Source organism: Streptomyces sp. NPDC059832, from assembly GCF_042731715.1.
In the GTDB taxonomy this organism is placed as follows: domain Bacteria; phylum Actinomycetota; class Actinomycetes; order Streptomycetales; family Streptomycetaceae; genus Streptomyces.
In genome coordinates this window covers 164,163-188,204 of sequence record NZ_JBHWIY010000014.1, presented here as the reverse complement: position 1 = coordinate 188,204, position 24,042 = coordinate 164,163, and the positions used below count along the sequence as shown (strand labels likewise).

The following is a 24,042-nucleotide window of genomic DNA, read 5'->3' as shown; positions in this document are numbered from 1 at the left end:
TCATGCGCCATGAGGCGCCGCCGCATGCTCGGGAGCGGTGCGGTGCGGTGCGCTCAGTGCGCGTGTCAGGCGGATGCCTCGGTGAGTTCGGCCAGCTGCTGCTCGGTCAGCGAGAGGTCCGCGACGGCCACCAGCGCGGGCAGCTGCTCGACCGTACGGGCCGAGGCGATCGGCGCGGCCACGGTCGGGCGGGACGCGAGCCAGGCCAGCGCGACGGTCGCGATCTGGGCGTCGTGCTCCTGAGCGACCTTGTCCAGCGCGGCCAGGACCTTCTGGCCCCGCTCCGAGTCCCGGTACTGGCTGACGCTCTCGGCCCGCGCGCTCTCCACCGTGGCGCCCGGACGGTACTTGCCGGTGAGGAAGCCGGAGGCCAGGGCGAAGTACGGCACGGCGGCGAGCCCGGCGCGGGCGGCCGTGTCCTGGAGCTCGCCCTCGTAGGTGTCGCGGGAGACCAGGTTGTAGTGCGGCTGCAGGGCCACGTAGCGGGTCAGCCCCTCGCGCTCCGAGAAGTCCAGGGAGGCCTGGAGCCGCTCGGGGCTGATGTTGGAGGCGGCGATCTCCCGGACCTTGCCCTCCTTCACCAGCTGGTCGAGGGCGGTCATGATCTCCTCGACCGGGACGGTCTCGTCGTCGAAGTGCGTGTAGTAGAGGTCGATGTGGTCGGTGCCGAGCCGACGCAGCGACGCCTCGGCCGCGGCCTTGATGTTGGCGGGCGCGAGCCCCCGGTACGAGGGGTGGGTGGAGACCTTGGTGGCGACGACGATGTCGGCGCGGTCGGAGCGGCCGGCGAGCCACTTGCCGATGACCGTCTCCGACTCCCCGCCCTCGTTGCCCGGCACCCAGGCGGAGTAGCCGTCGGCGGTGTCGATGAAGTTGCCTCCGGCCGCGACGTACGCGTCCAGCACGGCGAACGACTGCGCCTCGTCCGCGGTCCAGCCGAAGACGTTGCCACCGAGGGCGAGCGGGAAGACCTGAAGGTCGGAGGAGCCCAGCTTACGAAGAGAAGTCATGGGTGGAACAACGAATTCCGGCGGGTCCGCTATTCCGGGCACCCGCCGTTTTCCGGACCGGTCGTGACCGATCCCAGCGCCGCTCGCAACGGGTTCCGGACCGGTATCAGGAGGTCCCCGCGCCGCTCGCAACGGACTCCCGCACCGCTCGCAGGAGATCCCCGCACCGCTCACAACAGACCGGCAGCCCTGACGTCGGGGGGTGAGCGTCAGGGCTGCCGGGGTTCATCGGGCGGGCGTCGCCTCAGGGGGTGAGGCCCTTGCCGCGGAGCCAGGCCATCGGGTCGATGCCCGAGCCGCCGGCGGTGTGGACCTCCAGGTGGAGGTGCGGCCCGGTCACGTTGCCGGTCGCGCCGACCCGGCCGATCGTCTCACCGGTGCTGACCTTCTGGCCGACACCGACGCCGATCGAGGACTGGTGGCAGAACCACAGCTCCGTACCGTCGTCGAGCTCCAGCACCGTGCGGTAGCCGTACGCACCGGACCAGCCGGCCGACTTGACCGTGCCGCTGTGGATGGCCTTGATCGGGGTGCCGGTCGGAGCCGCGAAGTCGAGGCCGGTGTGGTAGCCGGAGGACCACATCGAGCCGGCTTCGCCGAAGGTCGAGGTGATCGTGTACGAGGAGGTCGGGATGGCGTAGCTGGCGGCGAGCTTGGCGAGCCGCAGAGCCTCCGCCTTCTTCTTGGCCTCTTCCTCCGCCTTCTTCTTCTCGGCGGCGGCCTTGGCCTCGGCCTCGTCCTGCTGCTTCTTGGCCTCGGCGGCGGCCTTCTCCGCGGCTTCCTTCTCCTGGGTCGCCTTGGCCTCGGCGGCGGCGGCGTCCTGCTGCTGCTCGGCCTGCTGGAGGATGCGGGCGCGGAGCGCCTCGCCGGCGTCCGTCGTGCCCTGCTCGGCCTCGGCGGTGGTGAGGCCGGCGGTGGTCAGCGGGGCGGAAGCGGCTGCGATCTCGGCCTTGTCCGCCTCGGACTCACCGGAGAACAGGGAGCCCACGCCGGGAAGGGACTTGGCGTCGGGGAGGTTGTCCGAGATGGCGTCGGGCACGGAGATGGAGACCGGCGGCTTGCCCTGCGCGGTGGCCATGCCGCCCGCGCCGACCGCCGCTATGACGCCGACACCCAGCACCGTGGAGCTGCGGGCGAGTCCGTTGCGCTGCTTGGCGACGCGGTGCCTGCCGCGTACCGGGCGGACGGACTCCTCGGTGGGGTTCCACTCGTCCCAACCGCGTTCGGACTCACCGTCGTTGCCCTCGGCGCGGAAGTCGGCGCGGAAGTCGGCACGGAAATCGGCACGGAAGTCGCTGCCGAACTCACCGGTGAAGTCGCCACCCGGCTCGGTGCCGTAGTCGGTTCCGAACGCCGTCGCCGTCCCGGTGGGTGCGAAATCGGTGCCGTGGCCGGAGTCCGGCCGGGGGCCGAAGTCGGCGCCATAACCGGTGCCGTAGTCGGGATCGAACCGGGACGGGGCCTCGGGGGCAGGCTTGTTGGACGCCACGGGGGCGCACTCCTTTCCTTCCTTCTCGCCTACCGGGTTAGCTGACGGGTTCGGAGCAGGAAGGTCTCCTACGGGCCCCTCCGTCTCTCACGAGACACAGGTGTCCGATTCACCCCATGTAGGTGGTTCCCCGGTTCCCTTGCGGAATTCGGCGCTCGCGCACGGTGCCGCCATTGATGACGGCTGGGACGACCGCGCTGCGTTATCGAACGTTAATAGACACCGGGGCCGTATTCCAAGCTGTTCCCACTGATCGTTCACGTCTTTGGCCTGGACTTTACGGGACACAGTCGGGTGGAATCGGACGAGTTGACCGGCCCTCAGCCACTACCCCGATTCTGACGTTGCGTCAAACGTTATGCGGAGCGGCGCCTTTCGATTACGCACGGTGGCATCGCGCATTCCGCCGCCCCCACATCGCGCATTCCGCCCCTCACGTCGTCTCCGCGCCGACGATCCGCACGGTCCTCCGCCGGTCCGGCTGCCCCTCCGCGGGACGTACGACCGCGAGCAACGCCATGTCGTCGGTCGTCTCGCCGCCCGTGTGCAGCCGCACGTCATCGGTCAGCGCGGACAGCAGTTCCTCGGGCCCCGGAAAGATCCGCCCGCGCAACCGGGCCGCCGGGTCGTAGAAGACCCCTTCGGCGTTCCGCGCCTCGGAGAGGCCGTCCGTGTAGAGGAGCAGGGTCGTCCCGGCCGGCAGATCCCACTCGTCCGTCCGCTCCGCCCACACTCCCAGGCCCATGCCGAGCGGCAGCGCGGGCACGGAGGGCTTCAGCACCTCCAGCGCCCCGTCCGGGTGCAGCAGGATCGGCTCGGGGTGACCGCGGTTGACGATCCGCACCCGGGACAGCCCGGACGGGATCTCGGCCAGCACGGCGGTGATGAAGCCCTCCAGCACATCGAGCCCGCCCCGTCGCGCCTCCTCCCGGGCCAGCGCCCGCTCCAGCCGCTTCGCCACCCCCTCCAGCGAGGACTCCTGCTCGGCCGCCTCGCGGAACGCCCCGATGACCACCGCCACCGTCTCCACGGCGTCGAGCCCCTTGCCCCGTACGTCCCCGACCACCAGCCGCACCCCCCACGGGGTGTCCGAAACGGCGAACAGGTCGCCGCCGACGAACTCGTCCGCCTGCGCCGCCTCGTACCGCGCCGCGACCTGCAGTCCGCCGGTCCGGTCGGCCGGCTGCGGCAGCACCGCGCGCATCGCCGTCTCCGCGACGAACCGCGCGGAGGCCAGCTGCTCGTTGCTGCGCCGCACGACCCCGTTGATCACGACCGCGAGGACCGAGACGGTGGCCAGGGTGAGCAGCTCGATCAGCGGCACGGCCTGCGGCAACGTATTGCTGAACAGTCGCAGCGCGATGACGGCCAGCATCGAGGCGATACCGATGCGGATGGTGCTGGCCAGCGAGAAGAACGGGGCGGCGATCAGCGGAGCGGCCACGAACAACGGAATGGCGGTGAAGGTTGGCGGAGTGAGGGCGTCGAACACCAGTCCGCCGAGGATCATCAGGGCGGGCAGCGTGCGTACGAACTGCCGGGTACCGCCCCCGGCATGCTTGCCGCGCCGCTTCTCCCGCTTCCACACCTGTGGTCTCCTGCCCGGATACGCGCGCGGCTGCGGACGGTACCGCGCCCCACTCCCAGGCTCGCCGGAGCGGAACGAAGCGGCGACTCCTCCTCGGCCAATGGGAGGACATCCGAGGTGCGGACCAGAACGAATCAGGCCCGGCACGCTGCATGCGTGCCGGGCCTGAATTCTTCAGTAGCGGGGACAGGATTTGAACCTGCGACCTCTGGGTTATGAGCCCAGCGAGCTACCGAGCTGCTCCACCCCGCGTCGGTAAACACAACTCTACGCCATGTCCGGCGCTCTCTTGACCACTCGGGTTCGCCCGGCCTTCACCCGTCCGCGTCAGGACGGGTTCGTCTCGGAGATACGGGGTGCGGAAGTGGCCTTCCCGTGGACCGCCGGCGGCTTCATCGGGTTCGCGCCCCGCTGGAGCGAGTGGAGGATCGCCAGCCCCTGGCCCACGACGCCCGCCGCCATCTCGTTGACACCGTTGGTGCCGTTGAGAACGGTGAGGTCGGCGCCGGACATGCCGCGGGCGGCGGCGTCGGCCAGGGCGGGCAGGTTCTCCACGATGCGGTTGGCCGCGATGAGCTCCTGGTTGCCGTCACGCAGCGAGGCGGCGCGGACGCTGTTGGCGTCGGCCTGCGCCTGGGCGAGCGTCCGCTCGGTGTACGCGCTGCCGTCGGCCTCGAACTTCATCCGGTCGCGGGCCGCCTCCGCCAGGGTGCGCTGCCGGTAGGCCTCGGCGTCCGCCGGGCGCCGGACCTCCGCCTCCAGCCGTTGCGCGGCGAGCGAGGCCTGCCGCTCGGCCAGTGCGGTCTGCTCCTCGATGACCTCCTGCGAGGCGCGGGCCTGGGCGAGCGGCCCGGCCTGCGCGGCGCGGGCGTTGTACTGCTCGGTCTCGGCGAGGAAGCCGGCCCGCTTCAGCGCGGTGTCGCGTTCGTACTCCGCCTTGAGCGCGGCGGCCTGCTGCTCGCGCTGACTGGCCTCCTGGTCGGCCTTGGCCTCGGCGATCCGGGCCTGGCTGGCCACCGCGGCGGCGTGCGGGGCCGCGAGGTTCCTGATGTACCCGGTGGAGTCGTCGATCTCCTGGATCTGGAGGGCGTCCACCACGATGCCGAGCTTCTCCATCTCGCCGTGGCTGCCCGCGATGACCTCCTGGGAGACCCGGTTGCGCTCACGGATGATCTGCTCCACGGTCAGCCCGCCGACGATGGAACGCAGGTGTCCGGCGAAGATCCGCCCGACGAGCTCCTCCATCTGCTCCTGCTCGGTCAGGAAGCGGCGGGCCGCGTTGGCGATGGACACGGCGTCGTCGCCGACCTTGAAGACGGCCACGGCCCGGACGTTGAGGCGGATGCCCTGCTGGGTCACGCAGTCCTCGGTGATCTCCGCCTCGCGCAGCGCCAGGGAGAGCATGCGCGCCTTCTGCTTCACCGGGAGCACGAAACTGCCGTGCCCGGTGACGATCCGGAACTGGGTGTCCAAGGTCTGCCCCTTGGAACCGGATATGAGCATCGCCTCGTTGGGGGCGGGAACGTGCCAGAAGAACATCGGAGGACTCCTGCCGTATGTCACTGCTTCCGTGGGTACGTCACTGCTTCCGTGGCCACGTCGCTGCTTCGGCTCAGGACGGCAGGCGCTCCACGATCACGCCGCGCGCCGAGACCGAGTCGACGACAACGACGCGCACGTCCCTGTCGATCGACGTCGCCGACCATGCGGTGTAGGCCTCGGACCCACCCCGTACGGCCACCAGTACTTCCCCCGGCCCATCGGGCGGAATCGGCACGGTCACGCGACCGATCGCCCCGACCGGGCTGCGGGCGGACTCATCTGCCCTGTGCATGCGCCCTCGCGAGCGTCTGTGCGTACGCCGGCTCACGCCGCTTCTCACGCGGTGTACCGCACCGCTTCATGGACACGAGGCGACCCCGCCTCCTGGAGGCCCGTGCCTCCTTCGACACTTCCACGGTACTCCGCACCCGCCTCCACGGAACCTCCCATAACATCCCAGAACGTCCCACAACAGCAACGAGCGGGCGCAGATATGTGGTGGTATGACTGATTCATCATGTGCCTGCCGAATGTGTCTGACGACGCGATGAACTCGCGCTGATCGAGGAGCGATCCGTGGACGACTACCCGTTGCTCGACCTCTTCTGGACCATGCTCTGGTTCTTCCTCTGGATCATGTGGCTGTTCCTGCTGTTCAAGGTCATCGCGGACATCTTCCGCAGCCACGACCTCGGCGGCTGGGGCAAGGCCGGCTGGCTGATCGTCGCGCTGCTGCTGCCGTACATCGGCGTCCTGGTGTACGTGATCGTGCGCGGCAAGTCCATGAGCAAGCGGGACATCAAGGAGGCCCAGGACCGCGACGCGGCCTTCAAGGCGTACGTACGGGAAGCCGCCGGCACCTCCGACGCGAGCGGTGCCGATGCCACGAAGAAGGGCAGTCACGTCGACGACCTGGCGAAGCTCGCCGAGCTCAAGGACAAGGGCGCCATCACGGAGGAGGAGTACCAGCGGGCGAAGACGAAGCTCCTCGTCTGATCGCCCCGTCCGGCCCGATCCCACGCGGCGCGTATGTCTCTCTCCACCCGGTCCGGCGAACTGGCAGGGCGCCAGGGCCGCGGGGAGGCTTGAGACATCAGCCGCGGCGGGAGGCCGATCGGGGGTGCGGTCCCCATCTCGGCGCCCGAGGAGATGGCCGGCCATGAAGGGCACCACGCTCGAAACCCTGGACGCGATGCGGACCGCGCTGCGCGGTCCCGTCATCGGCCCGCAGGATCCGGAGTACCGCCGGGCCCGCACGGTCTACAACGCCATGATCGACAGGCGTCCGGCGGCGGTGGTGCGGTGCGCCGACACGGCGGACGTCATGGCGGCGGTCGACTTCGTACGGGACGAAGGCCTCGCGCTCGCGGTCCGCGGCGGCGGGCACAGTGGTGCGGGCCTGTGCCTGGTGGACGACGGCGTCACCCTCGACCTCTCACCGATGCGCTGGGCACACATCGACCCCGGCGCACGGACGGCCACGGTCGGCGGCGGCACCACGCTCGGCGACCTCGACCACGCCGCCCACGCGTTCCGGCTGGCCACGCCCTCCGGAATCCTGTCGTCCACCGGCGTCGCCGGCCTCACCCTGGGCGGCGGCCACGGCTACCTCACCCGCAGATATGGCCTGACGATCGACAACCTGCTGGCCGCGGACGTGGTCCTGGCGGACGGCACCTCGGTGACGGCGGACGGCACCACCCACCCCGACCTGTTCTGGGCGCTGCGCGGCGGCGGCGGGAACTTCGGCGTCGTCACCTCCTTCACCTTCCGGATGCACCCGGTCGACACCGTGGGCGTCGCCATCACGGTCTGGCCGGTCGACCTGATCCAGGACGTACTGCGCTGGTACCGCGACTTCCTGCCGCAGGCCCCCGAGGACCTGAACGGCTTCTTCGCCGCGCTCACCGTGCCGCCCGGCCCCCCGTTCCCGGAGGAGATCCACGGCCAGAAGATGTGCGGTGTGGTGTGGTGCTGGACGGGCGACCCCGACCTCCTCGAAGCCACCCTGAAGCCGGTCGAGGACCCGGGCCCGCCCGCCTTCCACTTCATGGCTCCGATGCCCTACACGGCCCTGCAGTCCATGTTCGACGAACTGCTCCCCGCCGGTCTGCAGTGGTACTGGCGCGGCAACTTCTTCGACCGGATCAGCGACGACGCCATCGACGTACACGCCAAGTACGCCGAGAACCTCCCCACCGATCTGTCGACCACGCACCTGTACCCGGTCGACGCCGCCGCCCACCGGCTCGGCCCCGACGACACGGCCTGGGCCTACCGGGACGCGGTCTGGTCCGGCGTCATCGCGGGCATCGACCCGGACCCGGACAACGCCGAGAGGCTCAGGCAGTGGTGCGTCGACTACTGGGAGGAGCTGCACCCGCACTCCATGGGCGGTACGTACGTGAACTTCATCGGCGCCGGCGAGACCCCGGACCGGGTACGGGCCACCTACCGCGACCACTACGACCGCCTCGCGGCCGTCAAGCGGACCTACGACCCGCACAACTTCTTCCACGCCAACCAGAACATCGAGCCGACGGCCTGATCCGGCGCGCATCAGGCTCTCCGGCGGGAACGCGGCAGAACCCTGCCGGGACTTTTAATCCGCTGGTTGTGGGTTCGAGTCCCACACGGCCTGCACATGGCGAGGGCGGAGTTCGCCCCTGCGACCTGCTCCACAGCGCCCCGACCGGTTCTGCCCGGTCGGGGCGCTCGTCGTTTTCCGGGGAGGGACCGGCGGCACCCGTACGGGGGGAGCGGGTGCCGCCGGGGTCCTGGGCGTGCTACCTCGCGAGGGAGGCGACGCCGGCCTGGGCGAACTTCTCGTCGAGGTCGCCGCTCGGGGCGCCGGCCATTCCGATGCCCGCGATCGGGGCACCCTTCGCCGTGACGGGGGAACCGCCCGCGAGGAACAGGGTGCCGGGGATGTCCTTCAGGGTGGGGGTCTGGGCCAGGCGCTGGGTCAGCTCGGAGGTGGGGGCGTTCCAGGAGACGGCGGTGTACGTCTTCTTCACGGCCGGCTCGTAGGCCTGCGGGCCGGCGCCGTCGCCGCGCAGCGTCACGACGGCGTTGCCGCCGCCGCTGCGTTCCCGCTCTGCGATCCATCCTCGGGCCGGATCCGGCCCGCCCCGGTCGACCTGCGGGGCTCCCTCCCCGGCCCTCGACAAAGGACGCATCGCTCACGCATCCAGGTCCCGTGAAGACGACCGGCACCTGCGCAGGTCAGGGGCCTTGGTCGTCATCGGTTTCGGGTGGTGTGACGGACTCTTCGGGAGGAGACCGTCCAGCGGATTTCTCCCACCGGCAGGTTCTTGCGCGGGAAGCAGGTGGGCGTCGCCATGCGGTTCTGGCGGCTCTACGGCTTGGCCCGTGCCCGGTCCGGCGCTGCGGCCGGTCCGGTGGGTGGTGTCGGGAGGAGGGTGCGGGTCGGCGACTGGGGCGGGACGAGCAAGGCTCGTCGAGGGGGAGTCGGGGACTCGCGGGAGCGCAGGCGGGCGAGGGTACGACGGGTGGCGCGGGCCGCCGCGCGGTAGAAGCGGTCCGGGAGGAAGGCGGTGTCGGCGACGATCATGGCGGCGGAGAAGATCGGGAGGCCCAGAAGGACCGCGATGCCGATGTGCATGCCCAGGAGCATCACGAGGAGGGCGTACTTCAAGCGGCTGAACAGAGTGAACGGGAAGGCGACCTGGATCAGTACGGTCAGGTAGCCGGCCGCCGCGATGAACAGCGGGTAGCTGTCGACCAGGGCGGACAGAGCCGGCCAGGGCCGGAAGAGGTCGAGGTTGACGACGTAGTGCAGGGCGGTTCCCGCCTGCCACGAGCCACCCTGCACCTTGTACAGGCCCGCCGAGCCGTAGAGCAGGCAGACCTGGGCGGCGATGACGAACATCCCGCAGTTGTGCAGGACCGTGGTCAGTGACGCGCGGGCCACGGCGAGTTGGGGCCACAGGTCGCTGCCCGCGCGCCACAGCGCCCAGCGGCCGGGCCGGCCGGTCCGGACGCGGAGGGCGGTTCGGCGCGCGTCGAGTGACCAGCGGCGTCCGCAGGCGGTCACGGTGAGGTAGAGAGCCATCAGGAGGATCAGGTTGTCTCCCCCGTCGGTCATGAAGATCGACCGCGCGTGGAACGACACCACGACGAGGGCGAACAGCACGGACGTCACCCGGGTCCGCCAACCGAGCAGGAACATCACGCAGACGGCGAGCGCCGCCACATAGCAGAGGTTGAAGTACACCTTGCTGTCGGAGAGCGTGAGGACGCTGAACCAGCCGGTCTGGTCGAACAGCCGGTTCGCCAGCGCCGGGGTCCACTGGGAGCCCGGCCCCCAGATCTCGTCCCGGTGCGGGAGTTCGCGCAACAGGAACACGAGATAGCACAGGCCGTAGCCGATGCGCAGCGTCGCGGCCGCATACAGCGAGACGGGGCGGTGAGTGAGCAGGGTGAGCAGGTCGCCGAGGTGCCGGAACGTCACCGGCACGTTCTCCGCCGTGGACGTTCGTGAGGCATCGTCCTTGCTGAGCAAGGGCATCGGAGTCCGGTCAGTGGCCATGCGCGGGCACCTTCCACCAGGGCAGATTGCGGGTGTCGACTACCGACGGCGATACCGGGCGGCGTTGGCCGGTTGCGTCAAAGGCGGCCACCGGCCGTGTGAGGACACGGAGTTGAACTCCGTCGACGGGGCCCGGCCGCGTGGCGGTGATCCGGTCCACGGCGATGTTCCGCAGGTACTCCTGCCACATCACCGCACGATCCGAGTAGGAATCGTCGCTGTTGCCGTGGGATTCGAGATAGCCCGTCCATGCCCTGCGGAGCATGTTCTGGTTGGTGTGGCTCGGGAAGGGGTTGTGCCGGACCTCGGCGTCGTCCACGGCGGTCAGGTCGAACCAGCCGCTGATCCGCTGCGAGCCGTCGGCGGTGGTCCTGACCGTACGAGCCGAGATCTGCGGTACGGACGACTCCGGCTCGGGGGCGAAGAGCCGCCAGTTCTGCTCGAACAGCGGGTACACCCAACTCTGGACCTGCCGGGCGTACCGCTGCGAGATCTGGTTCGGCGGAGCTACGTGCAGGAACAGGAAGAACATGTGCAGCAGGGACACGCACACCAACAGGACCGCGGCACCCTTCGTCACGGCGCGCAGCGGAAACGGCAGCCGCGACAACTCGTCGGGTCCGGGCTGGGCGCCCCCCTGCTGTCCCGTCACCGCGCGACGGACGGTGCCGGGGCTACCAGGCGCAATGGCGTCCGACGCCTTCACACTCACCGGCTCGCCCCCGTTCAGTACGTCTCCTGGGCCAGTCGGTGTCATCCCGGCCCTCCTCTCACAACTCTTCCGCTGAACTTCCTTGTGCCTGACGGGCGTACGATGTCCGGCCCTGCGAGCGCATCGCTGCGCCCGCACGGCCGGAACGGCGAAGCGTCAGTACTGCTGGACCGACTTGTCGTAATCCTGCTTCTTATCCCACTTATCGGACTTGCCAGGCTTGCCTTCGTGGTCCGGCTTTCCGTGCTGCGACGGCTTGCCCTCGTGGTCCGGCTTTCCGTGCTGCGACGGCTTGCCCTCGTGGTCCGGCTTTCCGTGCTGCGACGGCTTGCCCTCGTGGTCCGGCCTTCCGTGGTGCGGCGGTTTGCCCTGGCCGCCCCCGATGTTGCCGCCGGTGTTCCCGGCCGTGTTCCCGGCCGTGTTGCCCGCTGTGTTGCCCGCCGTGTTGCCGCCCACGGTTCCGCCGACGGTGTTGCCGCCGACGGTGTTGCCCGCGATGGAACTGCCGCCGATCAGGCCGCCGGTGGTGACACCGCCCAGCAGGCCACCCGTGGTGACACCGCCGAGAAGTCCGCCTGTGGTCGTGCCGGTGGTCGTGCCTGCGGTTGTGCCGGTTGTGGTGCTGCCGGTGGTCGTGCCGCCGGTGGTGGTGGCGCACGAAGGCCTGGTGATGGAGTTCGTGTCCATCGTCACGGAGCCGTTGCGGGCCAGCGCGCGGCCGGTGATCGACGCGCCGGTGTTCAGGGTGGTCGAGGTGAGCGCCATGATCGTGCCGACGAACGTGGTGTTCGTGCCGAGGGTGGCCGAACTGCCGATCTTCCAGAACACGTTGCAGGGTGAGGCGCCGTTGACCAGCAGAACCCGACTGGCGGACGCGGTGGTCAGCGTCGAGCCGATCTGGAAGACCCACACCGCGTTGGGGTTGTTGTTGGCGTTGAGGGTGAGTGTGCCGGTGAGCCCGATGGAGGACGACGCGTTGTAGACGCCGGGGGCCAGGGTCAGGCCGCCGAGGTCCGCGGAGAGACTCGCGTCCGGGGCCTGCCCCGCGGCGTTGTTGTACGCGGTGGTCAGGTCGGTCTGGGCCTGGAGCGCGACCGCGTCGGCGGAGTGTGTCGCGCCGTTCACCAGTCCTGGTGGAAAGCCGCTGATCGCCGTACCCGGGCTGACGCCCAGGTCACCCGTGACCGTTGAAGCGCCGGTGTTGGTCACGGACTGACCGGCAAGCACCGCGAAGCTGTCGGCGGTACCGAGGGGAACGGCCGTCGCGATCGCGGCGGCAGGGGTCGGTGTGACCACCACCCCGGCAACGGCGACCATCACGGCCGACGCGATCGATGTTGCCAGGGCACGCCGACCCGGCAAGCCCCGAGCACTGAATTTCATCGATGATTCCACTCTCTTCGTGGGGAGAGGCGAGAGTCCGTCGGACATCCCGCCCACGGACAGCAATTCATCAATCCCCTCTTTCCAACGGCGGCCTGAAAATGGCCATTTGCCCGAGAGGCGGGAGCCCGCAGAAAGAGATGCGTACAAGAGTAGGCATGAAGCAGACAGGGGGTGATGCGCGAACGAGTGAAACATCCCGGAGGACGTCGACCGATGCCCCGTGATCGACATATGCCCAGGTCGCAGTCATGGCTAGACAGGATCGAAGAATTCTCACGCCACGCCCGGGTGCAACCCGAAAGGACTTAAAGGCAATTAATACATAGTGTGTTGAGGTGCCAGCACGGGCACCATGGGCCGAGCCTGTTCGGCACGGCAGGACGTAGGCCGATCAAGGGAATTCGGCGCGGTTTACGCGTACGCGAGAATGGTCAGTGCGGGAAGTTGACCGCATACGCCGAGGTGCCTCCCGGTATCCGTTCGCGATTGTTCACCACGAGGCGGTACGCCCATTGGGCGGAGGGGCGGCAGACGGAGCAGTCCGCCCGGGACGGCCCATCTCCGGCCGGAGCCGAATTACCGAGACCGACGCGCCCACTCTCCAGCACGGCACTCTTCGAATTCAAAGGCTTGTCACAGCCGTACGCGATTGAGGCATTGGAGTTCAACTCGGCGGTGCTTTCGTGTGATGCTTCGCGCACGTGTACGGCAACGCGGCGGACCGGCCGGACGTGTACGGCAACGCGGCAGACATGGCCGACACCGGGTGGGCACAGATCAGACCGCTGCTGCCGGCTCCGGCCTTCGGCAACGACTTCAAGCGGCGGTCCGTGCCAGCCGGTTTCCCGACCGGCACCGTGTCTACGCGTTCTCCGGCGCTGGCAGCCGCAAGGCGCGGAGTTCCACGACCGGCTGCGCAGCCGGGTCGGCGAGGGCGGGGGTCGGTCCGCCGAGCCGACCGCCGGGGTGATCCATCGGTCGCCACTGCCTCTCTACCCGTGCTCCGATCTACCCGTGCTCCGACAAATGCCATCCGGAGCCGGACGCTATGGCTGGTTCGGAGACGGCTCATCCCGGGCGCTTTGGCGCGCGCTGGCAATGCATGCCGTGGAGGGAGCAGTTGCCACGTTGACGCTCATTGTGTTCATCAGCCCAGGTCCTGTCTGGCAGCGCTTGTGCCCGGCCTGCGGTGTGTCAACCGCACGAGCCCGCGCGTGTCCTGAGCGATCCATCCGCATGGCCAGACGTGGCGACTGCGGTGTTCGCGGCGTCGAGGCTGCGCGTAACGGCGCTGCTGGCCGGAGCGGGCGAGCCTGGCTGGAGCGGGACTCGTTCGGCCGTCTCGACGACGACTACCCCGCCTGCACGATGGGCCGGGCCGCCGAGATGCTCGGCACCACACAAGGTTTCCTTCGCGCCATCGGCGAGGCCCGCCTGATCACCCCGCTCCGCTCGGAGGGCGGCCACCGCCGCTACTCCCGCTACCAGCTGCGCATCGCCGCACGCGCCCGCGAACTCGTCGACCAGGGCACCCCCATCGAGGCCGCCTGCCGCATCATCATCCTCGAGAACCAGCTGCCCTTTCGCCTCACCAGCCTGACTTCGCCTTCATCTGCCGAGCCGGCGGTCTCCAACGAGTGGGTCACAGGGCAGCCTGGTGCGGGGCTTCGGTGCATGTGCTCGGCCGGCATACGCGCCAGGATCCGCTCGTTCCCTGCCGTCGCGCCGACAGTGCACAAGGCCCCGATGTCTACGCACCGGGGCCGACCCATTCACCATGTTGTGCCTGTGCTGCTTATCTAACATAAGGCGCTTTTGGGTAATCCCATCCTTGACCGGAAAGGGCTCAACGCCCCGTCAGTCGCGTGCCATGCCGCACCCGCCCCGGGGCATCGCTTCAGACTTCGCCCGTCTGAGTACGGTCCTGACTGGAGGACGGCTGGCTCGGTCGTCGGGGAACTGTTGGAGCGCTGGGAATTGCTGTCCGAATGGACCGTGGAGAGCTGCGAGGTACGACCAAGCGCTTCACTCAGGGGGCCTCCCCGTCGCTGAGCTGCTCGGCCGAGGAACTGGCCCTGCGGCTCCCGCTGAGCGAGGCCGAGGTCATGCTCTTCGAGACGTTCGATCCGGGCACAGGGGACCTTGGGGTGGACGGCTGGAGAATTGCCTCGTCAAGGGGGCGAAGACCAGGTGCAGGGTCGTGTGGTCAGCTGAGGAAAGACAGCCGGACTTGGCGTTCTGGGTTGTCCCGGTCGGTGTTCACGAGTACGACGGACTGCGAGGTCCCCAGCTCCAGCTCACCGTCGACTACGGGCAACGTGGCGTGTGGTGGGACCAGAGCCGGGAGCATATGGGCGCTGCTGTGGCCAGGACTGCCGTGGCGGTGTTGCCAGCGGTCGTCCGCGGGAAGAACGTCGCGGAGGGCCGCCAGCAGGTCATCGTCGCTGCCCGCGCCGGTCTCGATGATGGCCAGGCCGGACGTCGCGTGGGAGGTGAAGATGTTCAGCAGTCCGTTTCGCCCGTGAGCCACCTCTCGGAGGAACGCGGAGCATGCGTTCGTGAGGTCGTGCAGGGTCTCGGTGGAGCCGGTTGTGATGTTGATCGTGCGGGTGGTGAAGGTGCCAGTCATGGTTCACCGGTACCCGTCGCGGAGCCTGAGCGCTAACGGCCGGATGGGTTGTTCCTCCGGAACTCCGCGAGTAACGGCGACGGGCCGCGAACGCGGTGAGCGGCGAGGAAGCCGTCGAGGCTTCGACGCTCCTTCGGTGAGGGGGAGATCCAGCCTGTCGGTTGGGGTCGTCCGGTCAGCGTCTCGCCTCTCGGCGGACAACCGTTCGCCCCCGACGAGGCCGCAGGAGAGCGGCCCCCTGGCCGACTGGGCCGCTTGGGTTACCACGTGCGGCGCGTCGTCCTCGGGGCCGCTCTGAAAAGCACGGCGAGCGCTACCTCGCGGCACTCAACGCCGGTGAATCAGCAGACGCACACGAAGCCGCTGTCGCGGTTGATCAAGTGCTGGAAGAGCAGGGCGTCGGCGGAAACGAGACGGGTCCGAAACTGGAAGCCTGACCGCCCTGCCGGCCAGATCCTGCTTGCCCGACCCGCGCGCCGCCCAGACGGGGAGGGCGGTGCGGCGCCCGCCTCATCGCCCTCTCCAGGGTCACTACCCCTTCAACGTCGCGACCTGGCGAGCACGCTCGCCCAGTTCCCTTACGGCCCGGACGGGGCGGGTGGCTGTTCCTGGACTGGCGCAAGCCCGGTGACCCGGACGGTTGGCCCGAGGGATTCCCGCACCGTTCAGCCGCCGCTCTGCGAGCTGCACGCCCGCCAGGCCATGAACCAGTGCCCGCACCTGGGCCAAGGTGAGCACGTCGCGCTCCGCGTCCGATCGCCACGGCTCTGGGGGACCGCCGGAGCGCTGTACACCCTGACTGCCCAGGGCTGGCACGTCCACCCCGGCGACGTCTGGCTGCACAAATGCGACGCTCGGCAGCGCGGGCTGCTCGCCTCCAAACTTGTTCGCGAGTTGGTCGGCGTCACCATCGTGGACCTCGCCCCCTGATCTCCCGTCCGCGGCTGCATCACGCCGGCCAGCCGCGGGCGGGTCCTGCCCTTCCGTACCCGAGGCCGGCAGCGACCGGGGTCACCTTTTCCACCGGGTCGCAGCTGTGGGCGGCAATCACCGCCGCGTCCACCAGCGACAAATACGACCGCCCGGAGGTCCCCGTCATAGACGTGCCTCCAGTGTCAGGGCGGATGCCCCGCCTGCGGCGCCATCGTGGGATCCCCGCCCGGCACCCCGACCACCAGCCACCAGGCGCAGGGCTCACGTGAGATGTGCCCTGGCAGCGGGCAGTCCGCCCTGTGACCTGATGAACAACCGGAGCCCCGGCCGCGAGTGCGGCCGGGGCTCCGGCGCGTCTTGATCATTTTCCGTTCGGGCCGGCAGGGGGCCAGCTAACGATCTCGAGTCGACTCGAAACGAGATCAGCCCCAGTTCAGATGCGCTCTGACCTGGGGCTGTTCGGTAGGCCGTGTGGGACTCGAACCCACAACCAACGGATTAAAAGTCCGCTGCTCTGCCAATTGAGCTAACGGCCCTCGGCGAATCACCCCTGAGCATAGCCCGCCGGGGCCCGGCCGCCGATCGGGTATCGGCCACCGGGCCCCGTCGCGGTGAAATCCCGGGCCGTCAGAGGGATTCGTCCGGGGGGTTCGTGCGCTTGTGATCCGGTTTGAGGAACCAGTGCCTCGCCGACGCCAGCCACCATGTCGCCGCGAAGCCCAGGACCACCAGCACCGCGACGGGTGCGTAGTTGAACGTCTCCCAGGTGACCGGCGAGAGCTGCGGCAGCATGAAGAGCACCGTGATGATCACGACCCAGGCCACCGCCACGATGCCGATCGGGCGGGACCAGCGGCCCAGGTGCCAGGGGCCCGGGGTGAATTCGTCGCCCCGGAGCAGGCGGAGCAGCGTGGGGATGACGTAGGCGATGTAGAGCCCGATCACCGCGATCGAGGTCACCGCCGCGTACGCCGTGACGTTGATCAGATACGGCAGGCCCAGGGCGAGGGCGCCGGCGGCGGCGAGCCAGACCGCGGCGACGGGGGTGCGGGTGCGGGGGCTGACCGTGTGCCAGACGCGCGAGAAGGGCAGGGCCCCGTCCCGCGAGAAGGCATAGATCATGCGGCTGTTGGCGGTCACGGACGCCATGCCGCAGAAGAGCTGGGCGCCGATCACGATCAGCAGCAGGAGCTTGCCGGTGGTGGCGCCGAGAGCGTCCAGGAGGATCTGGGCGGGCGGGGCGCCGGTCGGCGAGTCCAGCGCTCCGTCGTACGACTGGATGGCGAAGGTGAAGCCGAGGAGCAGGACGAAACCCGCGATCCAGGAGGTCCAGATCGACTGGACGATGCCCCGCGGGCCGGCCGTCGCGGCGTCGTGGGTCTCCTCCGTCATATGGGCGGAGGCGTCGTAGCCGGTGAAGGTGTACTGCGCCATCAGCAGACCGATCATCACGACGTAGAAGCCGCTGCCCCAGCCGGTGTTGTTCACGAACTCGGTGAAGACGAACGACGCCGACTGGTGCGAGTCCGGCACGAAGGTCAGGGCGCCGACGATGACGGCGACACCGACGACGTGCCACCAGACGCTCACGCTGTTCAGGATCGCGACGATCCGTACCCCGAAGGTGTTGAGCAGCCCGTGCAGCAGCAGGATCGCGGCGAAGAGCAGGATCGTACGGGTGGGGGTGACCCCGAAGTCGAACTGGAGGTTCAGATACGCGCCCAGGAACGACGCCGCCCCGAAGTCGATCCCGGCGGTGACGGCGACCTGGCCGAGTACGTTGAACCAGCCCGTGAACCAGGCCCAGGCCGCGGCCGAGCGCGGCGGGGCCAGCCGGTGCGCCCAGAAGTAGAGGCCGGCGGAGGTCGGGTACGCCGAACAGATCTCGGCCATCGCCAGGCCGACGAACAGCGTCATCAGACCGACGCCGACCCAGCCCCAGGTGATGACGGCGGGGCCGCCGGTGTTCATGCCGAAGAGGTAGAGCGTGAGGCAGCCGGAGAGCACCGAGATGATCGTGAACGAGACGGCGTAGTTGGAGAATGCGGACATGCGCCGGGCCAGCGTCTGCGTGTACCCGAGCTGCGCGAGGCGCTCCTCGTCGGAGACGCCCGGTGGTGGTCGGTCCTCGCCCGTGTCGGTTGTCATGCACCCAGCAATGCCCCGCGCCGGAGCACACATGCGGTCGCCGGGGTCACGACTGGGAAAACCTGCCCCGGCAGCGGAGGAGGGCGCGGCCCGCGGGCCGTGCCCGCCATGGACCCCGGCGTCGCACGGCACACGCTTCGCATGCGCACCGGTCGCGCAGGTGTCGGCGCATGACCCTCGCAAAGCCCCCGGCCGCACCCCTGTGCAAGTGGCCGGATGCCAGCAGCGGTCACTCATGCGAGGGAAGTGAAAAGAAAAGCGGGCCCGCTCGTGAAGAGCGGGCCCGCTTCGCAGACCTTTCAGCGGACCTTCAGCAGGTCCTTACCGCGTTCAGCCGTTGCGCTTCCAGCGCGGCTTGTCGTCGCGGCGGCCGAAGGAACCGGTGTTGGTGCCGGTGCCGGTGCCACCGCGGTGGTCGTCACGACGGCCGGTCGGGCGGTCGCCGCCGCCGGAGCGGAAGCCACCGGACGGACGGTCGTCACGACGGTCGCGGTTGAACGGACGGTCGCTGCCGCCGGAGCGGAAGCCACCGGAGGGGCGGTCGTCACGACGGTCGCGGTTGAACGACGGACGGTCGTTGTCACGACGCTCGAACGAACGGCCACCACGGTCGTCACGACGGTCACTGCCACCGGAACGGAAACCACCGGACGGACGGTCGTCACGACGGTCGCGGTTGAACGACGGACGGTCGTTGTCACGACGCTCGAACGAACGGCCACCACGGTCGTCACGACGGTCGCCACCACCGGAACGGAAACCACCGGACGGACGGTCGTTGCTGCTGCGGAAGGACGGACGGTCGTTGCTTCCGCGGTAGCCGGACCCGCCGGAGGGACGGCCACTGCGCTCGCCGACACGGTCGTTGTTCCCGCGGTATCCACCACGGTCGTCACGGCGGTCGCCACCGCGGTCGTCACGGCGACCGTAGCTGCCCCGGTCGTCGCGACGGTCGTCACGCGCGGCCGGCTGCTCGGGGACGGACGCGGCTGCGACGAGCGCGGCCTCGGCCTCGGCAGCGACCTCGGCGACCGCCGCCTCCGGGTCGTCACCCCGCTCGCGCGCGGCACGGGCGACGAGGCGGTCGGCCTCCTCGCGCAGCTCACCGGCGCGGCGCTGGACGCGCTCCAGCTGCTTGGTCAGGTCGGCGGCCTCGCGCTCGGCCTGCTTGGCGGCATTGTTCGCGGAATCGGCCTGGACCTCGGTGAGCGAGCGGGCACCGGTGATCTCGGCGACCTCCGGCTCGAAGACGCCCGCGCCCTGCACGATGTGACGCGAGGCGTCGACGCCCGCGTCCTCCATCAGGCGGAAGATCTGACGACGCTGGTGCGGCAGCGCCAGCGAGACGACGACACCGGACTTGCCGGCACGGGCGGTACGGCCCGAGCGGTGCAGGTAGTCCTTGTGGTCACCGGCCGGGTCCACGTTCAGCACCAGGTCGATGCCGTCGACGTGAATACCGCGGGCGGCGACGTCGGTCGCGACCAGCGCGTTGACGTACCCCTTCTTGAAGTCCTCAAGAACGCGGGTACGGGCGCCCTGGGTCATGCCGCCGTGCAGCGCGTCCGCCTTGACGCCCGCCTCGACGAGCTGCTCGGCGATGCGGTCGGCGCCCAGCTGGGTGCGGACGAAGATGATCGTGCGGCCCTTGCGGGCGGCGATGGCGGAGGTGACCGGCGCCTTGTCCTTCGGCTTCACGACGAGGACGTGGTGCGACATGGTCGAGACGTTGCCCTGGGCGGAGTCGACCTCGTGGGTGACCGGGTTGCTCAGGTAGCGCTTGACCAGGGTGCCGATCTCGTTCTCCATGGTGGCGGAGAAGAGCATGCGCTGGCCGCCACCGGGGATCTGGTCGAGCAGCTCGGTGACCTCGGGCAGGAAGCCCAGGTCGGACATCTGGTCGGCCTCGTCGAGGACGGCGACCTGGACGTTCTCCAGGGAGCAGGCACCCCGGTTGATGATGTCGCGCAGCCGGCCCGGGGTGGCGACGAGGATGTCGACACCGCGCTCCAGCGCGTAGATCTGGTTGCCCATCGACGTACCGCCGCAGACGACCTTCATCTTCAGGCCGAGCACATCGCCGTACGGCTGAAGCGCGTCCGCGACCTGCATCGCGAGCTCACGGGTCGGGGTGAGGATGATCGCGCGGGGCTTCTTCTTCTCCGTGTGCCCCCCGGCCAGCGAGGCCAGGGTCGGCAGACCGAAGGAGAGGGTCTTGCCGGAGCCGGTACGGCCGCGGCCCAGGATGTCCTTGCCGGCCAGGGCGTCCGGGATGGTCGCGGCCTGGATCGGGAAGGGCGCCGTCACACCGTTCTGCGCGAGCTTGCGGACGATGCCCTCGGGCAGGCCCAGGTCGGCGAAGGTGACGGTCGGCTCGGCGTCCGCAGCGGCGTCGGCGGAGTCGGTGTCGGCCTGCTCGGCCAGGGGAGCGTCGGCCTCGATGGACTCGGCGGACTCGGCGACGACGGCCTCTGCGGCCTCGACGAGCTCGTCGTTCTCGATGTTCTCGGGCATGACGGTGTGGTCAGAACTGGAAATTGACATGCGAAATGCGAAACCTTCCGGAGTCTCGGCACGCGCCCGTAACTCCGTGATTCGCAATTTCGACCGCCTCAATGCGGTCCAGCCACGGCAAGGGAGAGTACGCGCCACACGGCGCGCTTCTGTTTCGGCGCCGGGCAATGGGATCAAACGATCTACTACCATACGCACTCCCCCCCACTTCGCGCAAACCAGCCTTTCCCCGCCCCCCGCTACACCGGCCCCACCTGCGGCGATACCTCGGGCGTCCGCAGCGGCGCCGACTCCGCCGACGCACCCAGCGCCTCGCTGCGCAGCTGTGCCGCCGGCGAGGCGGACGGCGGCGGTGGCGAGGGTTCGGACGGCTCCGGCTCGGGGGAGCTCGGCGGCTCGGGGGTCGCGGGCCCGGAGGGCACCGGGGATGCGGGCTGCTGCGGCACCCCGGGCCCCGGCGGTGAGGCCGAGGGGGCCGGCGGCACAGTGCCCCGGGACGGCTCCGCACCGCCCGCCTCCGTATCCGGGCGTACGCCACCGGGAGCGGTCGAGGGCCCGGTGGAGCGGCTCGGCCCGGGTGATTCGACGGCCTCCCGTTCGGAGTGCGCCTCGGCCCGGCCACCTCCGGTGCGGACCCGGCCGGTGCCCGCCACCGTGCCGCCGTCCGGCCGGGCGGCGCTCCCCCCGTGTTCGGGCGACGGCGAAGGTGCCGGTGCCGGTTTACCTCCGTCGTCGCCGATGCTCATGCAGCCGGTGGACGTGGCGACCGTCGCGGCGATGACGGCCGCCCATCGGACGGGGACGGACAACTGGCGCACGGGAGGCACCTCCGGGGTACGAGGAAGGAGCGGTACGGGAAGGAGCGGGGGCGCCGTGCCCAACTCCCGTTGCCCCGCCGGGGACACGCCCCGGACCCGGCCCGCACATCACCCGCACGCCCTCCACGCCCGGCCCGCACGCCGCCGGGCACACCCCGCGGACGCCCGGGGCGCACTCATCCGTAGCCGAGCGCGTGCAGCCTCGCGTCGTCGATGCCGAAGTGGTGGGCGATCTCGTGGACGACCGTGATCTCGGTCTCGGCGACGACGTCCTCGCGGGACTCGCACATCCGGAGGGTCGGCCCGCGGTAGATGGTGATGCGGTCCGGCAGCACCCCCGCGTACCACTCGCCGCGATCGGTCAGCGGCGTGCCCTCGTACAGCCCGAGCAGCTCCGGATCACCCGGCTCGGGCTCGTCCTCGACGAACACCGCGACGTTGTCCATCAACCGCGTCAGCTCCGGCGGGATCCGGTCCAGCGCCTCGGCGACCAGTTCCTCGAACTCTTCGCGCGTCATCTCCAGCACCCCGCCATTGTCCCGTACTACCGGTCGCGGCGCCCCGGTCCGGACCGGGGGACGACCGCCTCCGCAGGGGTGCGCGCACCGCTGCCATGTCCTCGCCGTAAACCGTTTTGGCGATAGCCGCTGCGATCCCATATGCTTCTGACGTCCCCGACGCGCTGGGAAGCGCGCAGGTGGGCCCTTAGCCCTCATCGTCTAGTGGCCCAGGACGCCGCCCTTTCAAGGCGGTAGCACGGGTTCGAATCCCGTTGGGGGCACGCTTTACCGTGTGCGAGACTTGTCTCGCACATTAGCTTGGTCCTGTGGAGCAGTTTGGAGTGCTCGCCACCCTGTCAAGGTGGAGGCCGCGGGTTCAAATCCCGTCAGGACCGCTGCAGCCCTTATGAGCTGCGTGGCTGGGTAGCTCAGTTGGTACGAGCGATCGCCTGAAAAGCGATAGGTCGCCGGTTCGATCCCGGCCCCAGCCACCACCCGAAGGCCCCGTCCACCGGACGGGGCCTTCGCCGTGTCAGACCTCTTCCCGGTCGGCCGAGTTCACACCGTCCCGGCCGCGCCACGCCCGTACCGCCAGAACCAGCAGCACCACCGCGACCACGGCCACCAGCGCCATGGCGTCCGGCACGTGCTCGCCGATGCGCTGGGCCCACTGCTCCACGGCGAACGAATCGTCCACGTCCAGCAGTCCGGGCAGCGCCGTCGTCCCGTCGTACGCGAGGAACAGCGCGCCGAGCCCGATGAAGAAGAGCCCGGACAGCAGGGTCGTGGTGTGCAGCTCGAAGCGGCCGAACCGGAAGGCCCGACCGCGCAGCCAGGCCCGGCGGCCCAGGTCGAAGCGCTCCCAGAGCAGCGCGAGCAGGAAGAGCGGGACCGCCATGCCCAGGGCGTAGACGGCGAGCAGCAGTCCGCCGTAGACCGGGCTGCCGCTGACCGCCGCCACGGTGAGGACGCTGCCGAGGATCGGGCCCGCGCAGAAGCCGGCCAGTCCGTAGACGGCGCCCAGTGCGTAGACCGATACGGCGGTGGTCGGACGGATCCGGCCGCTGAGGGCGGCGATCCGGCGCGAGGCGAAGCCCAGACCGACGATCTGGGCGATGCCGAGCACGATGATCAGCCAGCCCGCGCCGAGGACGAGCGCGTCGCGGTGGCGGTAGAAGATCCGTCCGGCGTACGAGCCCGCGGCGCCGAGCGGGACCAGGGTGGTGGCCAGTCCGGCGTAGAAGATGCCGGTACGGGCCAGGAGGCGCGAGGCGGAGTCGATGGAGTAGGCGAAGAAGGCGGGCAGCAGCAGCGCGCTGCACGGGCTGACCAGGGCGAGCAGCCCGCCCAGGAAGGCCGCGAAGTAGCCGATGTCAGCGGTCATTTCGCGTCGTCCCCGGCGCCCTTGGCGTTCTTGCCGTTCCCGGAGTCCTTGGCGTCCTCGGTGGCGCGGGCCTTCTCGGCCGCCGCCTCGATGGCCGAGGTGAAGGTCTCCATGGGCTGGGCTCCGGCGATCGGGCGGCCGTTGATCAGGAACGACGGAGTGGAGGTCGCGCCGATTCCGTACCCCTGTTCCTGGTCCTTGCCCACGGCGGCGGAGGCGGCGGAGCTGTCCGCGTCGCGGGTGAAGCGGTCGAGGTCCGCGACCCCGGCCTGCCTGGCGAGGGCCTTCAGCCGGTCCTTGCCGAACCCCTTCTCCTTGGCCCCCTCGGCGTACGCGGCGGCGTGGAACTGCCAGAAGCGGTCCTGCTGCCCGGCGGCCCAGGCGGCGCGGGCGGCGGCCTCGGACTCGGCGCCGAAGATCGGGAAGTTGCGCCACTCGATGCGCAGGGTGCCGTTGTCGACGTACTTCTTGACCAGGGCGGGTTCGGTGTCGCGGGCGAACTTGCCGCAGTAGCCGCACTTGAAGTCGGCGTACTCGATCAGGACCACGGGTGCGTCGGCGCGGCCCTGAGCGAGCTTGTCGCCGGCGTCGCGGCGGGCGAGCTTCGCCAGCTCCGGATAGACGCCGGCGTCCGGGTCGGCGGTGACATCGGCGACCGAGGAGGAGCCGGAGCCCGAGTGGTCGGGGGCGGTGGCCCGGTAGGAGACGAAGCCGAGCAGCGCGGCGGCGAGGACGACTCCGGCGCCGTAGACCAACGGCTTCCTGTTCCTGGGCGAGGGCTTGCGTGCGGACGTGGACTTGGGCATGCGGGACTCCGTGCTGGTGATGCGGAAGGGA

General features: G+C 69.8%; 18 protein-coding genes, 5 tRNA genes, 2 pseudogenes and 1 riboswitch. Of the genes and pseudogenes, 7 read left to right on the top strand and 18 right to left on the bottom strand.

What is annotated here, in order from left to right; translation table 11 throughout:
• Positions 1–65: 65 nt before the first annotated feature.
• The 6 genes from ACFV8T_RS25240 to ACFV8T_RS25215 form a co-directional block, all read right to left on the bottom strand.
• A complete protein-coding gene (locus tag ACFV8T_RS25240; RefSeq protein ID WP_385331375.1) occupies positions 66–1,010 on the bottom strand; it encodes an aldo/keto reductase in 945 nt (314 codons plus the stop codon).
• Between the two features lie 244 nt (positions 1,011–1,254).
• The gene (locus ACFV8T_RS25235) at positions 1,255–2,499 is read right to left on the bottom strand and encodes a M23 family metallopeptidase (RefSeq protein ID WP_385331373.1); all 1,245 of its coding nucleotides are present in this window, start codon (positions 2,497–2,499) and stop codon (positions 1,255–1,257) included.
• Positions 2,500–2,510: 11 nt separating this feature from the next.
• Positions 2,511–2,663, bottom strand: a riboswitch (cyclic di-AMP (ydaO/yuaA leader).
• Between the two features lie 269 nt (positions 2,664–2,932).
• Entirely contained in the window at positions 2,933–4,087 is a 1,155-nt protein-coding gene (locus tag ACFV8T_RS25230; protein ID WP_385331371.1) for a PP2C family protein-serine/threonine phosphatase, read from the bottom strand.
• A 178-nt stretch (positions 4,088–4,265) separates the two neighbouring features.
• Positions 4,266–4,339, bottom strand: a tRNA-Met gene (locus tag ACFV8T_RS25225).
• Between the two features lie 75 nt (positions 4,340–4,414).
• The gene (locus ACFV8T_RS25220) at positions 4,415–5,626 is read right to left on the bottom strand and encodes an SPFH domain-containing protein (RefSeq protein WP_385331369.1); all 1,212 of its coding nucleotides are present in this window, start codon (positions 5,624–5,626) and stop codon (positions 4,415–4,417) included.
• Between the two features lie 73 nt (positions 5,627–5,699).
• A complete protein-coding gene (locus ACFV8T_RS25215) occupies positions 5,700–5,870 on the bottom strand; it encodes a hypothetical protein (protein WP_385331367.1) in 171 nt (56 codons plus the stop codon).
• Between the two features lie 335 nt (positions 5,871–6,205).
• Between ACFV8T_RS25215 and ACFV8T_RS25210 the strand changes: the two genes are divergently transcribed.
• Together ACFV8T_RS25210 and ACFV8T_RS25205 are read left to right on the top strand one after the other, a co-directional pair.
• Entirely contained in the window at positions 6,206–6,625 is a 420-nt protein-coding gene (locus ACFV8T_RS25210) for an SHOCT domain-containing protein (RefSeq protein ID WP_385331364.1), read from the top strand.
• 163 nt (positions 6,626–6,788) lie between these two features.
• On the top strand, positions 6,789–8,177 hold the full coding sequence (locus ACFV8T_RS25205; protein ID WP_385331361.1) for an FAD-binding oxidoreductase: 1,389 nt from the start codon (positions 6,789–6,791) through the stop codon (positions 8,175–8,177).
• Between the two features lie 238 nt (positions 8,178–8,415).
• Here the strand turns inward: ACFV8T_RS25205 and ACFV8T_RS25200 are convergent.
• The 4 genes and pseudogenes from ACFV8T_RS25200 to ACFV8T_RS25185 all read right to left on the bottom strand — a co-directional run.
• Positions 8,416–8,706 (bottom strand): annotated as a pseudogene (locus ACFV8T_RS25200) (heme-binding protein); the annotation flags it as partial.
• Positions 8,707–8,987: 281 nt separating this feature from the next.
• On the bottom strand, positions 8,988–10,181 hold the full coding sequence (locus tag ACFV8T_RS25195) for an HTTM domain-containing protein (protein ID WP_385331359.1): 1,194 nt from the start codon (positions 10,179–10,181) through the stop codon (positions 8,988–8,990).
• A complete protein-coding gene (locus tag ACFV8T_RS25190) occupies positions 10,171–10,938 on the bottom strand; it encodes a DUF5819 family protein (protein WP_385331357.1) in 768 nt (255 codons plus the stop codon). Before ACFV8T_RS25190 ends, ACFV8T_RS25195 begins: the two co-directional genes overlap by 11 nt.
• 111 nt (positions 10,939–11,049) lie before the next feature.
• The gene (locus ACFV8T_RS25185; protein WP_385331426.1) at positions 11,050–12,210 is read right to left on the bottom strand and encodes an ice-binding family protein; all 1,161 of its coding nucleotides are present in this window, start codon (positions 12,208–12,210) and stop codon (positions 11,050–11,052) included.
• 1,437 nt (positions 12,211–13,647) lie between these two features.
• Here ACFV8T_RS25185 and ACFV8T_RS25180 point away from each other — a divergent pair.
• Positions 13,648–13,857, top strand: a pseudogene (locus ACFV8T_RS25180) (MerR family transcriptional regulator); the annotation flags it as partial.
• Between the two features lie 628 nt (positions 13,858–14,485).
• On the opposite strand, the gene ACFV8T_RS25175 reads toward ACFV8T_RS25180, so the two are convergent.
• A complete protein-coding gene (locus tag ACFV8T_RS25175) occupies positions 14,486–14,908 on the bottom strand; it encodes a secondary thiamine-phosphate synthase enzyme YjbQ (protein ID WP_385331354.1) in 423 nt (140 codons plus the stop codon).
• A gap of 627 nt (positions 14,909–15,535) precedes the next feature.
• On the opposite strand from ACFV8T_RS25175, the gene ACFV8T_RS25170 reads away from it, so the two are divergent.
• Entirely contained in the window at positions 15,536–15,838 is a 303-nt protein-coding gene (locus tag ACFV8T_RS25170; protein WP_385331351.1) for a hypothetical protein, read from the top strand.
• Positions 15,839–16,304: 466 nt separating this feature from the next.
• Here ACFV8T_RS25170 and ACFV8T_RS25165 read toward each other — a convergent pair.
• The 5 genes from ACFV8T_RS25165 to ACFV8T_RS25145 form a co-directional block, all read right to left on the bottom strand.
• Positions 16,305–16,377 (bottom strand) — tRNA-Lys (locus ACFV8T_RS25165).
• A gap of 91 nt (positions 16,378–16,468) precedes the next feature.
• Positions 16,469–17,989 (bottom strand): amino acid permease, encoded by a 1,521-nt coding sequence (locus tag ACFV8T_RS25160; protein ID WP_385331349.1) that lies wholly within the window; start codon positions 17,987–17,989, stop codon positions 16,469–16,471.
• A 330-nt stretch (positions 17,990–18,319) separates the two neighbouring features.
• On the bottom strand, positions 18,320–20,503 hold the full coding sequence (locus ACFV8T_RS25155; protein ID WP_385331346.1) for a DEAD/DEAH box helicase: 2,184 nt from the start codon (positions 20,501–20,503) through the stop codon (positions 18,320–18,322).
• Between the two features lie 239 nt (positions 20,504–20,742).
• Positions 20,743–21,321: a hypothetical protein gene (locus ACFV8T_RS25150; protein ID WP_385331344.1), complete on the bottom strand. Its 579-nt coding sequence runs from the start codon at positions 21,319–21,321 to the stop codon at positions 20,743–20,745.
• Positions 21,322–21,497: 176 nt separating this feature from the next.
• Entirely contained in the window at positions 21,498–21,848 is a 351-nt protein-coding gene (locus ACFV8T_RS25145) for a metallopeptidase family protein (RefSeq protein ID WP_266416458.1), read from the bottom strand.
• 181 nt (positions 21,849–22,029) lie between these two features.
• Between ACFV8T_RS25145 and ACFV8T_RS25140 the strand changes: the two genes are divergently transcribed.
• The 3 genes from ACFV8T_RS25140 (at position 22,030) to ACFV8T_RS25130 (ending at position 22,315) form a co-directional block, all read left to right on the top strand.
• Positions 22,030–22,102 (top strand) — tRNA-Glu (locus ACFV8T_RS25140).
• Positions 22,103–22,141: 39 nt separating this feature from the next.
• Positions 22,142–22,216: transfer RNA gene (locus tag ACFV8T_RS25135), tRNA-Asp, on the top strand.
• Positions 22,217–22,238: 22 nt separating this feature from the next.
• A tRNA-Phe gene (locus ACFV8T_RS25130) sits at positions 22,239–22,315 on the top strand.
• Positions 22,316–22,353: 38 nt separating this feature from the next.
• Here the strand turns inward: ACFV8T_RS25130 and ACFV8T_RS25125 are convergent.
• Together ACFV8T_RS25125 and ACFV8T_RS25120 are read right to left on the bottom strand one after the other, a co-directional pair.
• Complete coding sequence (locus ACFV8T_RS25125) at positions 22,354–23,205, bottom strand: cytochrome c biogenesis CcdA family protein (RefSeq protein WP_385331342.1); 852 nt, start codon at positions 23,203–23,205, stop codon at positions 22,354–22,356.
• Positions 23,202–24,011 carry a DsbA family protein gene (locus tag ACFV8T_RS25120; RefSeq protein ID WP_385331340.1) on the bottom strand — a complete coding sequence of 270 codons (810 nt, stop codon included), beginning with the start codon at positions 24,009–24,011 and terminating at the stop codon, positions 23,202–23,204. The genes ACFV8T_RS25125 and ACFV8T_RS25120 overlap by 4 nt, the downstream gene beginning before the upstream one ends.
• Between the last annotated feature and the right edge of the window lie 31 nt (positions 24,012–24,042).